Source organism: Roseobacter denitrificans OCh 114, assembly GCF_000014045.1.
GTDB lineage: Bacteria > Pseudomonadota > Alphaproteobacteria > Rhodobacterales > Rhodobacteraceae > Roseobacter > Roseobacter denitrificans.
Map to the genome: position 1 here is coordinate 3,317,837 of NC_008209.1, position 17,467 is coordinate 3,335,303.

Genomic DNA, 17,467 nt, shown 5'->3' on the forward strand with positions numbered 1-17,467 from the left:
TTTTTTGGAAAGGGTATTTCATCCACAGCTTTGAATGACACTCATGTCGGGTAAGAGTTCGCCTGCCAATATGCTTCAAGAAAGGGCGCTTGAACCTTGGCGAGTTGGTGCGTTGCTTGTCTCTATTTATCGCGCCATGTATCCAAAGTTTATGTCATCTGGTTCATTTAGCTGAAAGTGGTGAAGATTACTGGGACCGCCCAATTGCGTGAACCGCGAAGATCCGATCCTAGATATCCACATTCCGAACCGAGCAACCGCATATAGCTGCTCAAAAACCAACATCTCTGTGCGACAAACGCACAGGATTTTACGCCTTACGCGCGATGCCATCCGCCATTCCGACAATCCCATCCGGGCAAACGACGATCTGATCCGGGCAAACGACGATCTGATCCGGCAAAACGACAACAGTTTTGCAGAACTACAGCTAGTTTCAGGTCTTCGCCCCAAGTCCAGTTCAGGTGCAACAGCCGATAAACTACTAATATAGTGACATAAAATGAAATAGGCCCTTTCAAAAGTCCAGACCGGTTAGCGATAAAAAAAGACCACAGCCAAACACTCCCTTTGTGACATCCGGCGAAAATCGGCAGTTATCCAGCGAGAGTTGGCACTTTTGCCGGGCAAGACTGGAACTTTCATCATTTTGGGTGAGTTTGGGAGCCTTCTGTTTGCAGAGGTTGCCCTTTTGTTCGATCTGAAAAGCTGCCCCAGAACAGTGCAGGCAGTCGGTCTTGGATTCGGCACCCAGCGGCGGGAAGCGGGAGTTCGCTGCGGGCGCGACAATGCCGGTTGCCGCCAACAAAAGCAGACATTGAGCCGGTACCGGTGCTATTCCTTTTGATCGCACAAGACATGAATGCTGAGCCTACAGTTAGCGTACTTCGTTTCTCTTCTTGTCAATCTGATGCTCGAATGTTTCCAATAGAACATGGCCTTTGAGCCATTGACCAACATAGTTCGTCACCCTGATGTCCCCTATCGCGCTAACAAGTTCGGTCAGCATATCGGCAAGCTCAATCCCATCGAGTCGCAAAAGTCGGCGCAAGACTATGCTTGTAGCGCGCTGCGCTTTCAGCCCTCCGCCGTAGTACCGAAAGGCACGCCCAATGAACTCTGCCGACGTAAGGATGTTACTGTTGATGTCCGCATTGGGCGTGCCAAGATAGGCAGCTGCTCTTTCGAACCTCTCCAGCGTCGCTGTTTCATCAACAATCAACATTCTATGTAACATCTGACCATTGAGCGATACGTAGGAGTGCCCATGCCCGCAGAGCTTGAGGAGCACATCTGCGTAGGCATCAATGCTCAAAGTGCCTTCGATTGCCACAACCCGTAATAAGGCGTCCAGACCAAACGCCTGCTCTTTGCAAATTTTCGTCGCTACCTGCCGAAGCCTAAGATCCGCCGACAAGAGCACTCCGTTTTCCCGTAGCATGACTGAGAGACAATCAAACTGACTGCCTAAAAAGTTAGACATGCGCAGCAACTCGCCATCCATTTTGGTGGGGACTTCAATTCCAACGACCTGACAGATGTCTGCGATGTGCTGTCGCGTCATTTTGAGCGAGGATGCATGCTCTACCACTTCTTCGGCCGTAGTTTCATGGATTACGTAACCGTCGTCGTGCGCCGTCATGGTGGCCTGCTGCCGGTTTCGTGGACACCGAGATAAGGTTTTTATGAAACTGGAGGATCTATATGACGAGAAGGATGTTCAGCCGCGAGTTCAAGCAGGAAGCGGTGAAATTGGTGACGAAGCGTGGCGTGAGTGCGGCGCAAGCTTCGAGGGATCTGGGAATACATGCGACTGTGCTGCGCCGTTGGGTTCGGGCAGCAGCGGTTGATGGCCCGGCAGCGTTTCCAGGGAATGGTAAGTTAACACCTGAGCAGGAAGAGCTCAGGATTCTTCGACGTGAGGTCGCCAAGCTGAAGGCGGAGCGTGACATCTTAAAAAAAGCGGCCGCCTACTTCGCCAAGGACCAGCTGTGATGTTTGGGTTTGTGGCGAAGCACCGAGGGGTCTGGCCAGTGAGTTGGATGTGTGATGCGCTCGGTGTGTCACGAAGCGGCTTTCATGCCTGGCTGACGCGACCGCGCAGCGACCGGTCTATTCGCGACGAAGAGCTTTCGGCGGCGATCCGTGCGAGCTTTCTGCGATCGGACCGAACCTATGGAGCCCGACGGGTCTGGCACGATCTTCTCGAAGAAGGTTATGCCTGTGGCCTGCATTGCGTTGAACGATTGATGCGACAAGCAGCGTTCAAGGCCCGCCCCAAGCGTCGGCAACCGCCAAAAGACCAAGGCATGAGGTCGGTCATAGCTGCCAACGTGCTTGAACGAGAGTTTGATGCGGATGGGCCGAACCAGAAATGGGTGGCCGACTTCACCTATGTCTGGACCGCGCAAGGGTGGCTCTACGTTGCAGCCGTCATCGATCTGTTCTCGCGGCGTGTCGTTGGCTGGTCAATGAGCGAACAAATGACGTCTCAGATGGTCACGGACGCTCTGATCATGGCGATCTGGCGCAGAGGCAGGCCCGACGAGTTGCTGCACCATTCCGACCAGGGCAGCCAATACACCAGTGAGCCGTTCCAGCGACTGATGGCCGATCACGGCATCACCTGTTCGATGAGCCGTTCAGGGAATGTCTGGGACAACGCTGCAATGGAAAGCTTCTTCTCTTCGCTTAAGACAGAACGGATCAAACGCAAAACCTACAGAACCAGAAAGCACGCGCGCGCAGATGTCTTCGATTACATCGAACGCTTCTACAACCCGAAGCGTCGCCACTCGACCATCGGCTAGCTAAGCCCTATCACATTCGAGGAGCGAGCTATGAAAGCTTAAGTTGCCGTCCACGAAACCGGCAGCAGGCCAGTTTGATGACTACAGCTGCCATCGCCTCCAGTTGGTAGGCATAAGCATTGTCCCCAACCAAGATCGGTTGCGCCCCGGTGTCAGCGATAGGTGTGTCTATAGCAGAAGCCGCGCCTTCGTCAGCCGTAAATGGCACGACAAACCGACGCCCATCCCAAGTCATGTCTTCTCGGCTCCAAACGCGGGCTTGCGACATGTTGAACGCCTTAGCCAAGTGGGCCGATTGACTATAAAGCAGAACAGACGAAAATGAATGAAGCAGGTGTCCAAGAAACTTAGCCCTCAGTCAGACAAGCAGCAACTGTCACACATTCACAATAACTGAGTTTACTCCATCTCAGTTTGCCAACCACCCCAGTACTTCCGCAGTGGTAAATTAGCCCATCTCAAACTGACGACTCATTCTTAGACGATGAAATCACCAAGGATGTAATCTCCAGATGAGGTACCCGCGCCATCATTAATCTGGATCGCAAATTCGATCACGTCGTCGTCGTCAGTGTTCGCATACAATAGCGTCGGCCCGCCCGCATTTTCGAGCCAGAATCCGCCTGCACCGAAAGACAGGCCCGCCTCTGTTGTCTGTAGTCCAAGGAAGGTGAACGTTTGATTTCCGCTGATAAGGGCATTCGCGTCGATGTTTGACAAATCTATGCGGTCGCCCCCTGCAACGCCAACGCCGTCCATCCCCACGATGACATCCATGCTTGTAGGGTTCGATTCCTCGACGCTGTTGAATTGATAAATATCGTTCTGCGCATTTCCTAGCAGGACATCCGCCCCCAAGCCGCCAACCAGAATATCGAGGCCGTTGCCACCCTCGAGGCGGTCATTTCCCGACCCACCATCAAGGAAATCAAAGCCATCGCCACCGAATAGCCGGTCATTGCCATTCTCACCATTCAGCTCATCGTTCTGCTGGTTGCCCTGTAGAAAGTCATCACCTTCACCGCCAAAAAGCCGGTCCTCATTCGCGCCACCGAACAGTATGTCATTGCCGTTGTCACCATAGAGAAGGTCGTTCCCACCACCGCCTCGCAGCTCGTCGAGACCGTCGCCACCAACCAACGTATCCATTCCGACCTGACCAACCAAAGTGTCGTCGCCGTTCTCCCCGGCGATAAAGTCATTGCCCGCGCTGCCATCCAGCACATCGTTGCCTTCGCCACCACGCAGAGTGTCATTTCCGTCACCGCCAAAGGCTTCGTCATCCCCGTCACCACCTTCAATGACATCGCTGCCTGTCCCGCCGCGGAACATATCATTACCAAGACCGCCAAACATGTTGTCGTCGCCGGCATTGCCAATCAGCAGATCATCCCCAGCACCCCCTTCCATGTCGTCATCGCCACTGCCGCCGTACATGGTATCATTTCCGTCGCCGCCTCTGATCTCGTCATTATCGTCGCCGCCGTTCAGAACATCGCCGCCTACGCCCCCCGACAGCACATCTTGGCCATCGAAACCAAGTATCCGATCATTGCCAGTCAAACCCTCAATCTTGTCACTCGACACTGTACCTGTGAGGAAGTCATTAACGATGGACCCTACTATTAAGTTTTGTATCGAACCTGAACCAAGCGTGATTTCAGTGGTTCCTTTGACAACACTAAAATCAAGGCCCGCTGAAGCGAATGAACCTTGCAAAGTTATGACACTGTCGACGGTACCATCGCCATCTACGTCAAATGACGAGATTGCTGAACCCGTTGTGTAAACAGTTTGCAGACTGAAGAAGCTAGAACTGACAATCAAAACATCCTGTTGTTCAAAATCAGATATCACATCACCATTTAAATCAGAAACGGTGCCAAAAATTCGGTCATTGCCATCACCAGTTGAGATCAGATCAGCCCCGGCTCCGGCAATTACATCATCGTTACCGCCGCCCGCATTTATCGTATCATCCCCTTCTTGAGCATAAATCACATCACCAATATCACGTCCGGTTATTGTATCGTTCCCTTGACCGGAAAATATAACTGAGGCTTGCAACTCGTTTTGATCCAGTGTTTCAGCGGCGCCGGTACCGTAGTGCCAAAGTGCGGGCTCCAAAAGCGCTTGTATTCCGAGCCGCGTTTCAACCCAGTCCAACCCGCTAAACCGACCGAACTGGAACTGAGACGTCAAAACAGTGCCATCTGCGTCTATTTCTAGATGATCACCAGAAACGAATAAGGCAACCTGATCCAGATGATCGACACCTCGCAGGGACAATCCGTCCCAACCCGCTCGGTCATACATGATGTCGGCGCCGTCTCCCGCTTCCCAAATGTAAAGATCATCCCCGCCATCTCCGTAGACGGTATCCACATCCGCCCCCCCGATCAGCGTGTCATTCCCTTCGGCACCCCATAGTTCATCGCGACCACCCTCGCCGTTCAACGTATTAGGTCCGAAATCGCGAAAGTTCGGCCCTTGTGCATAAATCGTATCGTGGCCATCGCCAGCAAAGAAAACATCTTGGCGCGACCCGCCAAAGACGATCCCATTCAGGATATCGTCCCCATCTGTGCCGCGCGTCTCTATGATCAAATCTGCCAGAGCGATCTCATCGCCATTGTCGAACCGTAGAATGTCAAAAGCGCCACTGTACCCTGATGCATAATCAAACTGCGTGCTGATCAACAGTATACCACCGGCAACGCTGTCGATGCTGATCTCAAGCTCATCGCCGTTGAGGCGCGTAAACCCAAGCATATCTAGCGAGATCCCCGGACCAAAGACGATCACATCCTGTCCGTTTCTTTCAGTCAGCGTATCGTCACCATCGCCCAAAGCGTAAAAGACAGTGTCATCACCCGTGCCTGCCCGGATCAAGTCGTCCCCAACCCCACCATCCAAAAGGTCTTGTCCGGCGTCGCCGTCCAACGTATCTTGTCCTGCGCCACCTTCAATCCTGTCGTCGCCCAAGGCCCCGAATAAAGTGTCATCCCCCTCCTCGCCAAAAAGCGCGTTTGGCCCAAAATCTCGTTCATTCGCACCGTAAGCATAGATGGTATCATTGCCTGCTCGACCTCGGATCACATCCTTGGAAGACCCACCGAACCGAATTCCCAAAATGATATCATCACCATCAGTCCCGATGGTTTCAAACACCGCCGTAGTCAGGTCAAACTCCGTACCATCCGCAAATCGCAACGTCTCAAACGCGCCGCTGAATCCCGCAGCAGAAGCGAATTGACTTGCGAGCGTCAAGCGCCCTCCCTCGGGGGCCGCAATATCGATTTGCAATGCATCAGCCCCGGTTCGCACGAAAGACAGCATGTCCAAGGTGATGCCAGCGCCCATCTCAATAACATCCACCCCGGCCAGTCTCAAACAGAGTGTCGTCACCGTCCCCTAATGCGTAAAATATTGTGTCATCGCCATCCTCGCCTCGGATCACATCCGCATCAGGGCCACCGCGCAACAGATCATTGCCCAATGACCCAAGCAATACGTCTTCGCCTGTGCCGCCTTCTATTGTGTCAGAACCGCGAGCACCCACCAGATAATCGTCGCCCCCGTCCCCGAAAAGATAATTGTCTGAGGCCTCACGCTCGTTCGGGCCAAAAGCGTAGATCACGTCATTCCCATCGCCACCAGAAATCGTATCACTGTTGAGCGCGCCCCTCGCAACGCCGTATAGCGTGTCCGCAAACTTGGTCCCTACTAGATGATAGCTCTTGTCATCGAGCCTGTACGTGCTGCCATCAGCAAATTCCAAAAGCTCAATATGCCCCTGCCCCGAACCATAATTGAACTGGTTTTCTATCAGGATCTCAGCATTCTGCGCATTAAGAATTGCTATGCGCATATCGAGATTAGAAACGCGTGAAATTTCCAGATCGGCAAGCGTGATCCCCGCTCCAAATAGGATGCGGTCCAAGCCGGTGCCGGTCTCATCATACGTATCAACACCATTGCCCAGACTATAGTGGTATGTGTCGTCGCCACTATCACCATAGATCAAATCTGGCCCAGCATCACCGTAGAGGTCGTCATTGCCGGTACCACCAAAGATAATGTCCGCGCCAACACCACCCTCAATAGTGTCATTGCCACCGCGCCCATTGATCCGATCATCGCCCACCGTCCCAGTCAGCACGTCATCCGTGTTGTTGTTCCCGGTGAGATTGATTCCGACGTTGCTCTGGAAGGGTAGCAGCGCTTCAATCTGCGACAGATCCAGGGTTGGATCCGACTGCTGGATATAGCTATCCAACAGGTTCTGCGACGTGGTGTTCAACCGCTCCAGACCGGTGCCAAATTCGATCGTGCGCACAACTTGCGTCCATATCTCAGACGCCCGCCCAGAAGCTTGCGCGATGTCACGAATGTCACGCAAAACATCCACGTCTAGTTGCGTACCACCTGAGAAGCTGTCCAGCGATGTGTCATAGACCGGCCCATCCACGAACAATCGGTTTCCGTCGGTCTGCAAGACGATGCGCGCCAGTGTTGAATTAACGACAGAATGAAACCCGGTCAGCAACTCTTGCGCAGCATAGTACCCGGGATCAGGGTTCCACCCGCGTTGCAAGAAATTCTGCCCGTTGAGCTTTTCCAAAAACACCATCGCACGGCCGTCAATGTTCGGGCCTCGCGTTACAATTCCGACATCCGCAACCCCGGCCCAATCGAAGAGTATTTCGCGCACCCTTTCTACCAAAGCATCCGGGTCTGCAAATATCTCTTGATACGTAAGCCCCGCGAAATCCTCCAAATGCGTGCGCAGGTTTTGCGTGTGAGGTAGCCCCAAGGACAGTGCAACCGCCATATCCGCAATCTGTCCGTAGCCACGTACATCAGGCAGCCACAAAACACTTTCATCGAGCTCAAACTCTGCCGAATATCGCGTTATCACCGGATTGTAGTTGAACCAAATGTCTTCAATCACGCGCGTCTCAACCGCACCATCCGCACCCTGCCGCGTATAAGTACTGATATGCGAAACGCGGTGCCCCGCATTGGTCTGGTTTACCTCCTGCGCGATCGCATCAATCGACAAAATACCCCGATCCATCAGCGTGGTAAGCTCCGCCGCCTCAGAAGTCCCACTCAGATCACTATCCTGCCACAGCAACAACTGGTCGAAAACTGCATCGGCACTGTCGATCACCCCATCAGCGTTGTCGTCAAAGCCCCTCAACGCGCGAAACCCATCTATCGTTTGGGACCCGAATAATTCCGAATTGTCATCAATCCGACCGTTGCCATTCACATCCAGCGCCAAAAGCCCGTCATCGGCACTGACCCAGCCCGAGAATTCGGCAAACCCGTCTTCCGTCAGATCCCACAGCACACCGCCATCATCCAAGGAGATCAACTCGATCCCATCGCCGTCCAAATCCAGTACCAAAGGACTGGCATTCAATATACCGCGGCCAAAATCACCTATCGCTTTCAGAATATCAGCCGCATCGGTGTCGCCGTCACTATCCCTGTCAGTGACTTCAGCGAACTTTTTCTGCAGGTCGTCGGCCTTCTGGCGGGCCCTTTCAATTAGATTGGTGCCAATCTGTGTGACATCGGCCCCAACTTTATTGATCTTATCTCGTGCGCCCTGCGCTGCAGCTTTCGCTTTGTTGATCGCACTTTGCACATCATCTAAGAGTTTTTTGGTGTCTTGCAGATCGCCTTGTTGGTCAATGTTATCTAAGGCTGCTTTCGCCTTCTTACCCGCATCAATAAGATTCTCACCAATTTTGCCGACATCACCGGCCAGGCCCTTGATTCCTTGCCCAAGCTCCGAAAGCTGTTCACGCGCGAACTGTTTTTCCGCCTCAGTGGCGTTTGGATCTTTTAAAACAGCGAGCATTGCATCAGCAGCTTCATCTGCGTCAGAAAACAAACCACGTGCTTTGTCGGGCAAAGCAGCGGCTTCAGTTTTCACGGCGTCCAGCGCATCGTTGAGCTCTTGAACGTTTTGGCGCAGCTCTTCTTCGTTGGCGTCTTGAGCTGCCTGAACCCGGTCCGACAAATTCTCGATACCAGTTTCGACATTTTCAACGACGTCTTTGACCGCCTCAACTTCATCCGTTAGCCCAGCTTTCCCTACAAGGGCAGGAGTAACTGAGTCATTGAACGCTTGCTGACGCTGGGCACGCGTACTGCTCTGCGCGTGTTCTTCCGTATTGCCAAATCTAATGAACGGCTCAACATCAAGATCGTAGTGTCCAAGTAAGTCTTCTTTGTCAAAGAAATTAGGAGTTCCCACATTTTCAGGAGTGGTATCAATGAATTTATTACCGTTCTCATCCGTACCAATGATAAACTCTTGCCCGTCCGGACCAGTATATTTTACGTTGTTATCCGCTCCATTGTTCTTATGAAAAGCATTCTGAAAGTCTGGCGCGGGCTTGTAATTTTCATTGTTAATAATTTGGCTTGGGTCATTGATCGTCGGATCTACCAAAGACTGCCGCGCATAATGCAGGTCTTTGACCTTATCGATCGAGTCGATTTCGCCTTGTAATATATCCAAAGCATCGTCAACTGATTGCTCTGTGGCATTGATCTTGTCCAGCGTCTTCTGATCGGTCAACGGATCATTCTTAAGCCGCTCATTTTCCGCTTTGCGCTTCTCAAATTTTTCTTTGATCAGGTCACGGTTACGGTTAAATTTATCGACCAGAAGTTGATCGTCTTGGGTATCAGGCATGGAAATTTCATACTCTTTTCATTAGTCAGGCAGATTAAATTATCAACTTCTGATAGATTAAATTACACGGAATTTCGGCTTATTCTTAAGCTTAACAGCAGGTCTGATAGTGTTGAGCTTGGCTGCATACTTCAAGCAAAATTTCCTGTTTTTGTTAGAAGTTCTGACACGTCCACCATTGAATTCTCTCATTTGAATAAACGTCACTCGGGCATGAGTTGTACGTAGGGCTCGCATTTTCCCAACTAGTTGAAAAAATTTGATTGAATTGAGCTGCCCCCCGAAGTTCGGACACTGACGAAAGCTGCGAATTGTTTTCTGCTGATCTTCAACACGAAGGAGATCGGACATGTCGAAACGGAGGCAACATCACCCAGAATTCAAGGCCAAGGTCACGTTAGAGGCGCTGAAGGGCGAAGAGACGGTCAGCGAGTTGGCCAGTCGATTTGGGGTTCACCCAACGATGATCCATCAATGGAAGCGTGCCTTGCTTGAAGGCGCGTCAGGCGTATTTGAGCGTGGCGGCCGGAAGACACCGGAAGTCGATGAAGAGCAGGTCAAAGACCTCCATGCCAAGATCGGCGAGTTGGCCGTCGCCAACGGTACGGGGGCTTACGCGGCCCCACTGGGGCCACGGTCCCCCTAGCTTTGGCAAGAAAGCTCAAACCCTGGACCGGCAAGTGAGGCGCAAGATAATTTAGCCGAGCCTTCCAGATCTGTCTATCGGCAAGCAATGCGCGTTGCTGTCGATCTCGCGGTCGTCATTTTACTATGAGCCGAAGGGCGAGAGCGAGATGAAACTTGATCTGATGCGCCTGATGGGCCTTATGCCGATTTATCAGAAGCCCAACACGAGCAGAGCCGCCAAGGGTCACAAGATTTACCCCTATCTGCTGCGTGGGTTGCGGGTAGATCGGCCCAACCAAGTCCCCCTCTCGGGATCATGCTGCGCATGACCCTGCCGGGCAGTGGGTGTGCCGACATCACGTATCTGCCCATGCGGCGGGGCTTTTTGTATCTGGTCGCGATCATGGACTGGCACACACGCAAGGTGCTGGCTTGGCGCATCTCGAACACGCTGGAGGCTGGCTTCTGCGTTGATGCTCTGAATGAGGCGATCCACAAGTTTGGCGCACCAGACATAATGAACACCGACCAAGGGTCCCAGTTCACATCGTTTGCTTGGACCGACAGACTGCGGCGCTCGAACGTGAGTATCTCGATGGATGGAAGAGGCCGTTTTCTCGACAACATCTTCGTTGAACGGTTGTGGCGGTCTTTGAAATATGAATGCATCTATCTGCACGCCTGGGAAACCGGATCTGAGGCGAAGGATGGAATCAGAAAGTGGATCGAGTTCTACAATCACAAGCGCCCGCATTATGCCCTTGGCGGCAAACCACCCGCTCTGGTCTACTGACAGAGATACGAAACAACCAACCCCGATCAGCAGGTGTAAAGAGTAGCTTAATTTACGACAGATCCTGTCCAACAAATGGGGAGTAGCTCACGTCCACCTACACCCTGTCTACGCTACGCCATGCGGATGATTGGGTCAAAAGCCAGCAGAGCTTCAAAATGCTCGATTGCGCCACTCTGTCGCTTAACGGAGCCGAAGTTGCCGGCATGGATCGCGATTTCATGTACTTCGGTAACAACGTCTCAACCACATAAGCAGCGCAAGACGTAACACGCAGCGGACCTTGAAAGCGTAGCTTTCAGGGCTCGCTACGTGACTAGAAGGTTTCAGTGAACACATCCGCACACATGCAGCATGGACCTGTCACGCTTTCGTGCGGCCCCACGTGCTCGTTTAAGCCACCTTTCGTTCGAAGGCGATTGGGCTTTTCCGGCCCAGTGCTGAGTGTCGGCGTCGCGGATTGTGGAAGCCATTGTTGTATTCCAAGATCGCCGTCTCAGAAGTCCTGCGTGTTTCCCAAGGATGCCTCCAGATCAGTTCTGCTTTAATAGGTTTAAAGAACGTTTCAACGGCCGCGTTGTCATAGCAATTACCTTTGCCACTCGTCGATACCGTGGGCTCGCACTCATTCGTAGCGGCCGTCGAGCGTGACGACGGTGCCGTCGGCGTGCGTCAGGGTGCGGGCGTAAATCTCCATCGGGCCAAACAAGTCGTCGTCGACGAAACCCTCGATCCGCACAGCGTCGCCCACATCCGCCGGCACCCAGTTGCGTCCAACATAGACGCGGACCGTACCGGTATCATCCTGGAGGCGGAACTCGTCCTCGTCGGTGATCTGCGCCACTGTACCCTCGACGGTGACAATCGTGCCGCGCTCAAGCGCGTCGATGGGAGTGGGCATGCCTGTCGCGTGCGCCGTTGTTAATCCAAGGGTGAGAACGGCCGTAATGACGAAGAAGTTTATCATATGCTGGGTCCTGTTGCGCGAAGGATCAATCCAAAGGCCACGCCAGCCAAGACGAGTAGAAGCATCCCGCAGGTCACCGGAATCGCACGCGGCATGCGCACCTCGCCCCCAAAGCCAGGTCCGGAGTTGCTGCAGATCCGTCTCGGTGTGCTGGTTTGAGAATTGATCTTTCATGTATTTTCCTTTCGCATGGGTTGGCGTGTTCGCGCGGGTGGTTGGCGCGTCAGAAAATGAAGTCGTCGGTCGAGATCTGCGATATTTGGGTGTCCTCAAGCCGCAGCGTGTTGCCGCCACCGAAGTCGAGCAGCACATCATCGCCACCGTCGACCACACGGGCGTTGGCGAGCACGTCGCCAAGATCGGCATTTCGGGCCGCGCCCGTCAGGCGGATAACGTCTTCGGTGCTGAAGTCCTCGATCACGTCACGCCCGAAGTTGAACACGAAGGTATCTGCGCCTGCGCCGCCCTCGAGTGTGTCGTTACCGCGCCCGCCGTTGAGCAAGTCCCGCCCGGCTCCGCCGCTCAGATCGTCGCGCCCGTTGTTGCCGAAGAGTCGGTCATTGCCGCGTCCTCCATCGAGATCATCATTACCGTTGTCACCCGACAGCCGGTCGTTCCCATCCCCACCGTCGAGGTCGTCGTTGCCATTATTGCCGAAGAGGCGGTCATTACCGCCGCCACCGTCAATCTCGTCGTTCCCGCCAAAACCGCGGATGTCGTCATTGCCCGCGCCGCCATCGATCACGTCCCGACCGCTCGTCCCTGTCAGCCGGTCATTGCCATCCGTTCCGCTGCCCGGAGCCGTAGCAGCAGGCGCAGGCGGCTGTGCCGTCTGGCCGAAGCTGAACTGCCCTGCGGACAGGTCGTCGATGCTGACGTCCTCGATCAGCAGGCTGTTGCCGCCACCGAAGTCAAGCAGGGTGCTGTCACCACCGTCAACCGTGCGGGCGACGGAAAGGATGTCGGAGAAGCTGCGCACGCCCAGTCCGGCGTTCAGCTCGATGGTGTCATCGGAGCGAAAGTACTCGATCGAGTCGCGACCCGAGCCGAAGATAAAGGTGTCGCGCCCGGCACCGCCCACCATCTCGTCGTTCCCGGCCCCGCCATCGAGTATGTCGTTGCCGTTCCCCCCGTAAAGAGCGTCGTTGCCCGCGCCGCCGCGGAGGATGTCATCGCCGTTCCGGCCGTAAATGTCCTCTCCACGCGAGGTGCCTGTGATAACGTCGTTTCTGTTCGTGCCGTAGATATCCATCGAGGTTGTCCCCTGAGCGTTGCGCCGCGATTGCGGCTATTTCGATGAGGACGTATTAGGGGGCCTACCTGACGGGACTCTGACGGGATCGAAAAAATCAGGCGTTGCGATAGCTCAGGCGGAAGAGCGCCCCGCCGCCTTCAGCGTCTTCGGCCGCGACCTTACCGCCCTGGGCGCGTTGCAGCCGATCTACGATCGACAGACCCAGCCCGCTTCCGCCCGGAACGGCGCACGGCGCCCGCCAGAACGTTTCGTAGAGGCGTTCGCCCGCATACGGCGGAAGGCCGGGCCCTTCGTCGCGCACGGCGATCTCGGGTCCCGGTCCGACCATGACAATTACGGTGCCTTCGCCTCCGTGCAGGACCGCGTTCTCGATCAGGTTCGTCAGCGCCAGTTCGACCGCCTCGGCATCCGCCCGCGCCGGGACGGGCGCCTCGGGCATCTCGAGCGAGAGATCCGCCCCTTTCTCGTAGGCGAAGGGCGCGAGCGCTGCTGCCGCCGCCTCGGCAGGCTCACGCAGATCGAGAGTCGTGGCATCGTCAAGCTGCATACCGTCCGCCCGCGTGGCCGCCAGCACCTGCCGGACCATGCGCGACAGATGGGCGACGTCACCGCGCAGCCGGTCCGCCGTCTCGCCGGGCGGCAGGGCGTCGACACGCGCCGTCAGCACGGCGACGGGTGTGCGCAGCGCATGTGCGGCATCGGCGGCGCGGCGTGTCTCGGCGGCTAAAGCTTCGCCCAGCCGGTCAAGCGTGCGCTGCGTTGCCTCCACGAGGTCCGCGATCTCGGCAGGCCACTTGGCTTCGGGCGGGGCAACGCCGGCGCCCGGGCGCAAGTCCCGCGCCCAGGCGGAAGCGTCGACCAATGGCCGGAGGCTGCGACGAATAAGCAACCACCCCGCGCCGGTCAGTAGCAGCACGAGCGGCACGATGGGCAGAAGGACATGCTGGTAGAGTTCGTCCAGATACGCCCAACGGACCAGATGTGCCGGATCTTCGTCCATAACGAATACCATGCGCAGGCCATCCCTGCGCTCCTGAAATTCGTGGCCTGCCACCGTCAGCGTCCCTCTAGGCCGGTCGATCTGCGTGATCCATTCGTCGGCGAAGAGGCCCAAGGCTGCTGGCGGGATTAGCGCGGCGTTCATTGCGTCAAGCACCTCGCCGCTGCGGTCCACCAGCGCGAAGGCGTAGGCGTTCGGGTGCGCAGCATAGAGGCCCCGCACTGGCGCGTCTGCCGGCAGCATCGCTCCGTCGAGCGCGTCCTCCATGCGCTCGGCCTGGTTGTTGACGGCCTCCGCCGCGAGGGCCCGGCGGTCGGTGCCATAGTAGAGGCCGACCCCAACTGCGTTGAGTGCGAAGACGATCGCGGCAATCAGGACAAAGCGCGTCGCGAGGGTGCGCGCCAGAGGCCTTGCGCGGTCGGGGCGGTTCACGCGCCGTCCCCACGCGGCAGCATCCAACCGATGCCGCGAACTGTCACTATGTTCGCCCCGCTGCCGGCCATCGCCAGCGTCCGACGCAGGCGCGATATGGAGGCCTCGATGGCGTTGGGGCTCACCTCGTCGTCGAAGCCGTAGACCGCTTCCTCTAGGACGCGGCGCGCCGAGACTCGGCCTGCGGCGCGCATCAAATGCTCGAGAACCGCAACCTCGCGCCGCCCAAGCGGGACGCCTGTGCCGGCCACCGTAACGCTGAGCGCGGCGGTGTCGAGCGCAAGATCGCCATGGTTCAGCACCGTTCCCGACCTGTCGCCCGGACGGCGAAGCACCGCGCGACAGCGGGCCACCAATTCTGGCATCTCGACGGGCTTGACCACGTAGTCGTCGGCGCCCCCGTCGAGCCCGGACAGCCGGTCAGTGAGCTGCTCCCGCGCCGTCAGGACAATAACCGGCACCGTGCCGTCCCGCCGCAGCGTCGGCAGCAATGCCATCCCGTCGCCGTCGGGCAGGCCGAGGTCCAGCAGCGCGATATCATACTCAGCCAGCGACGACATCTCGCGCGCCTCGGCCGCGGTACCAGCATGATCCACCGCGAAACCCGCTCGCACCAGCGCGTCCCGAACGGCATCCGCGAGCTGCGGGTGATCTTCGACGAGCAAGACGCGCATTGCGACTCCTTCCAAGCGACGTGGGGCATGCCGGAAGATTGCCTGTTCCAGCGCCGCTCGTCCATAGCAGTCCCTGCCGAGCGTGGCGGACAACCGCCGCGCCCGCCGCTTGGGCGTGAGGGCGCCGCGCCGCAGGTGTGACGAACGGGTGCAGCTAAGCAAGAAAGATGCGTGAAACGCCTCAATCGTTGCAGTAACGCCCCTACTGGCTTCTAGTCCGCTCGGGCGGTCGGATCTAAACTGATATGAAGCACCATGCTACATCCGTAGCGCACTCCGATAAAGCTATCTTTCATGCTCTGTGCAACATCAGGTACTTTGGGCTCGTTGCCGCCATCGGAACTGGTGCAGCATGTGGGCTCAAAAAACCGATCCCCTGAGATCAGGACGGCCCATACCGGATCTCTAAAACTGGCAACTAATCCTGCGAAAGCAACTCGCGTATCCGACATTCACTGCAGGTGCACGATCTGGGACAGTTAGATTTCACCGTCTGCGAACCGTTCTAGCTGCCCAGAATTAGTCGTGGGCTCCGGCATCAGTCAGTAGCATCTTCAAGAGCGCCTGCTGAGTCAGATTAAAGTTACAGATAAATGCGCTATGGCGGTCTACCGAATTGCAGTTGCGCTTCGCGTCGGTCGCGCCGTGCACGATTGTTGAGCGGACATCATATGCTTCAAGAAAGGTCGCTTGAACCTTGGCGCGTTGGCTCCGCTAGCAGTGCTGCCGAAATCCAAATTGGGAATGCAGATGTCATCGCCGACAAAAATGCAGGATGATGTGCTTCAAGCTGATTCAAATTCCGATCCCAGTTCCAAGTGGACGAAGGAGACTGGCGTCGAAGTCAATTTCCGACCCTCGAAACAAAAACAATAAATCATCTAATTACAAGCTATTCACTAAATCGGCGCGGTCATGAGGTCTGGAGAATATCGGCGCTGAGAGGCTGCTTCCGGCCCTCCCGGCACATGGACCGGTGAATAGCCCCGCCCGCATAACCCTTGAATGTAGTGGAAAAATCCGGCCAAAGCCGGATCGGGAGAACGGTTTCTCAAGGACAAGTGGCGGAGGAGGTGGGATTCGAACCCACGGTACGCTTTCACGCACGCCGGTTTTCAAGACCGGTGCATTCGACCACTCTGCCACTCCTCCGGTTGCACCGTCCTAGTGGCTGATAACCGATTCTGAAACCATGAATTTTCAGAGCATCCGGATCGGGGAATATTGCCACCTTGCCGTGTTTCAACTTCCCAGAGCGTTTATCCCGAGCTAAGTTGTCCCAAAGATCCTGTTTCAAACAGGGCGATGAGGTACCGCGCCCGCGGGCAATCAGGCTAGGATGGCGACATGAGCATATCTCGATTGACTCCTTACACTGCGATTTGCCGCCCCGTAATAGTCGTTATGGTTGTAGCCAGCACCTTTTTAAGCGGCTGCAACGACAGCGGCGCGTTCGACTTTCAAAGCGTTTTGCCGAATGCTCAGGCGGAGACCGAGAGTTCCGCCGAATCCGCATCGGACATGGCGTTCACTGATAAGGATGTGGAAGCGCCCGAAGTCTTTGCGGCCCAAGAGGCGGGTTTGTGGGATGGGCGTCCGTCCTTGGGCGGCGTTTGGGTCGCACACCCGGATGTTACGGAACCTGAACGCGTTTTGATCCGCAATCAGGTGAATGGGCAATCTGTCGTCGGCGCGCTGTTTCGCCGCGAACGCGAAATACCGGGTCCGCGCTTGCAACTGTCATCTGATGCAGCCGAAGCGCTCGGTGTGCTCGCCGGTGCCCCGGCCGAGTTGAATGTCGTGGCCTTGCGCAAGGAGAAAATCCCCCGGCGCCCCGCCGAGCCGCAAACAACACAGGCTGGCGAAACGACGCTGGACCCGATCGCGGTTGCCAGTGCCGCCATTGACGCGGCTGAACCGGTGCAATCCAGCCTGCCCGTGTCGTCTCTGGACAAGCCCTTCGTTCAGGTTGGAATCTTCAGCATCGAGGCAAATGCACAGCGCGTCGCACAGCAGATGCGCGGCGCTGGAATGATGCCATCCGTGCGCGCACAGGACTCCGGCGGCAAGGCGTTCTGGCGGGTCCTGGTCGGCCCGGCGAGTTCGATATCCGAGCGCGAAAAACTGCTCGCGCAAACCAAGGCAGAAGGCTATTCAGACGCCTATGTCGTGACAAACTGACCCGTCAGCG

The 17,467-nt window shown here is 56.0% G+C and carries 9 protein-coding genes, 1 tRNA gene and 2 pseudogenes; 3 read left to right on the forward strand and 9 right to left on the reverse strand.

The genetic code is table 11. The features are described 5' to 3' along the window. Window positions 1-877 precede the first annotated feature (877 nt). Entirely contained in the window at window positions 878-1,642 is a 765-nt protein-coding gene (locus RD1_RS15865; RefSeq protein WP_011569554.1) for a PIN domain-containing protein, read from the reverse strand. Between the two features lie 62 nt (window positions 1,643-1,704). On the opposite strand from RD1_RS15865, the gene RD1_RS15875 reads away from it, so the two are divergent. Next, a protein-coding gene (locus RD1_RS15875; RefSeq protein ID WP_085978949.1) for an IS3-like element ISRde1 family transposase occupies window positions 1,705-2,810 on the forward strand; the annotation gives its coding sequence in 2 pieces (ribosomal slippage) (window positions 1,705-1,951 and window positions 1,951-2,810; 1,107 coding nt in all). Between the two features lie 477 nt (window positions 2,811-3,287). Here the strand turns inward: RD1_RS15875 and RD1_RS20470 are convergent. Together RD1_RS20470 and RD1_RS15890 are read right to left on the reverse strand one after the other, a co-directional pair. Continuing rightward, window positions 3,288-5,981 (reverse strand): calcium-binding protein, encoded by a 2,694-nt coding sequence (locus RD1_RS20470; RefSeq protein ID WP_187148492.1) that lies wholly within the window; start codon window positions 5,979-5,981, stop codon window positions 3,288-3,290. 193 nt (window positions 5,982-6,174) lie between these two features. Then, on the reverse strand, window positions 6,175-9,528 hold the full coding sequence (locus RD1_RS15890; RefSeq protein WP_044033208.1) for a calcium-binding protein: 3,354 nt from the start codon (window positions 9,526-9,528) through the stop codon (window positions 6,175-6,177). 349 nt (window positions 9,529-9,877) lie between these two features. Here RD1_RS15890 and RD1_RS21005 point away from each other — a divergent pair. Continuing rightward, window positions 9,878-10,948 (forward strand): annotated as a pseudogene (locus RD1_RS21005) (IS3 family transposase). 393 nt (window positions 10,949-11,341) lie between these two features. On the opposite strand, the pseudogene RD1_RS20740 reads toward RD1_RS21005, so the two are convergent. The 6 genes and pseudogenes from RD1_RS20740 to RD1_RS15925 form a co-directional block, all read right to left on the reverse strand. Then, window positions 11,342-11,560: pseudogene (locus RD1_RS20740) on the reverse strand (IS3 family transposase); the annotation flags it as partial. A 13-nt stretch (window positions 11,561-11,573) separates the two neighbouring features. Further along, on the reverse strand, window positions 11,574-12,089 hold the full coding sequence (locus RD1_RS20475) for an OB-fold nucleic acid binding domain-containing protein (RefSeq protein WP_050759097.1): 516 nt from the start codon (window positions 12,087-12,089) through the stop codon (window positions 11,574-11,576). A 49-nt stretch (window positions 12,090-12,138) separates the two neighbouring features. Next, a complete protein-coding gene (locus tag RD1_RS15910; protein WP_011569559.1) occupies window positions 12,139-13,167 on the reverse strand; it encodes a calcium-binding protein in 1,029 nt (342 codons plus the stop codon). A gap of 97 nt (window positions 13,168-13,264) precedes the next feature. Further along, window positions 13,265-14,602 carry a sensor histidine kinase gene (locus tag RD1_RS15915; RefSeq protein WP_011569560.1) on the reverse strand — a complete coding sequence of 446 codons (1,338 nt, stop codon included), beginning with the start codon at window positions 14,600-14,602 and terminating at the stop codon, window positions 13,265-13,267. Continuing rightward, window positions 14,599-15,276, reverse strand: a complete 678-nt coding sequence (locus RD1_RS15920; RefSeq protein WP_011569561.1) for a response regulator transcription factor — start codon at window positions 15,274-15,276, stop codon at window positions 14,599-14,601. Before RD1_RS15920 ends, RD1_RS15915 begins: the two co-directional genes overlap by 4 nt. Window positions 15,277-16,338: 1,062 nt before the next feature. Beyond that, window positions 16,339-16,428 (reverse strand) — tRNA-Ser (locus RD1_RS15925). A 195-nt stretch (window positions 16,429-16,623) separates the two neighbouring features. Between RD1_RS15925 and RD1_RS15930 the strand changes: the two genes are divergently transcribed. Beyond that, window positions 16,624-17,457 (forward strand): SPOR domain-containing protein, encoded by an 834-nt coding sequence (locus RD1_RS15930; protein ID WP_011569562.1) that lies wholly within the window; start codon window positions 16,624-16,626, stop codon window positions 17,455-17,457. The last annotated feature ends 10 nt before the right edge of the window (window positions 17,458-17,467 follow it).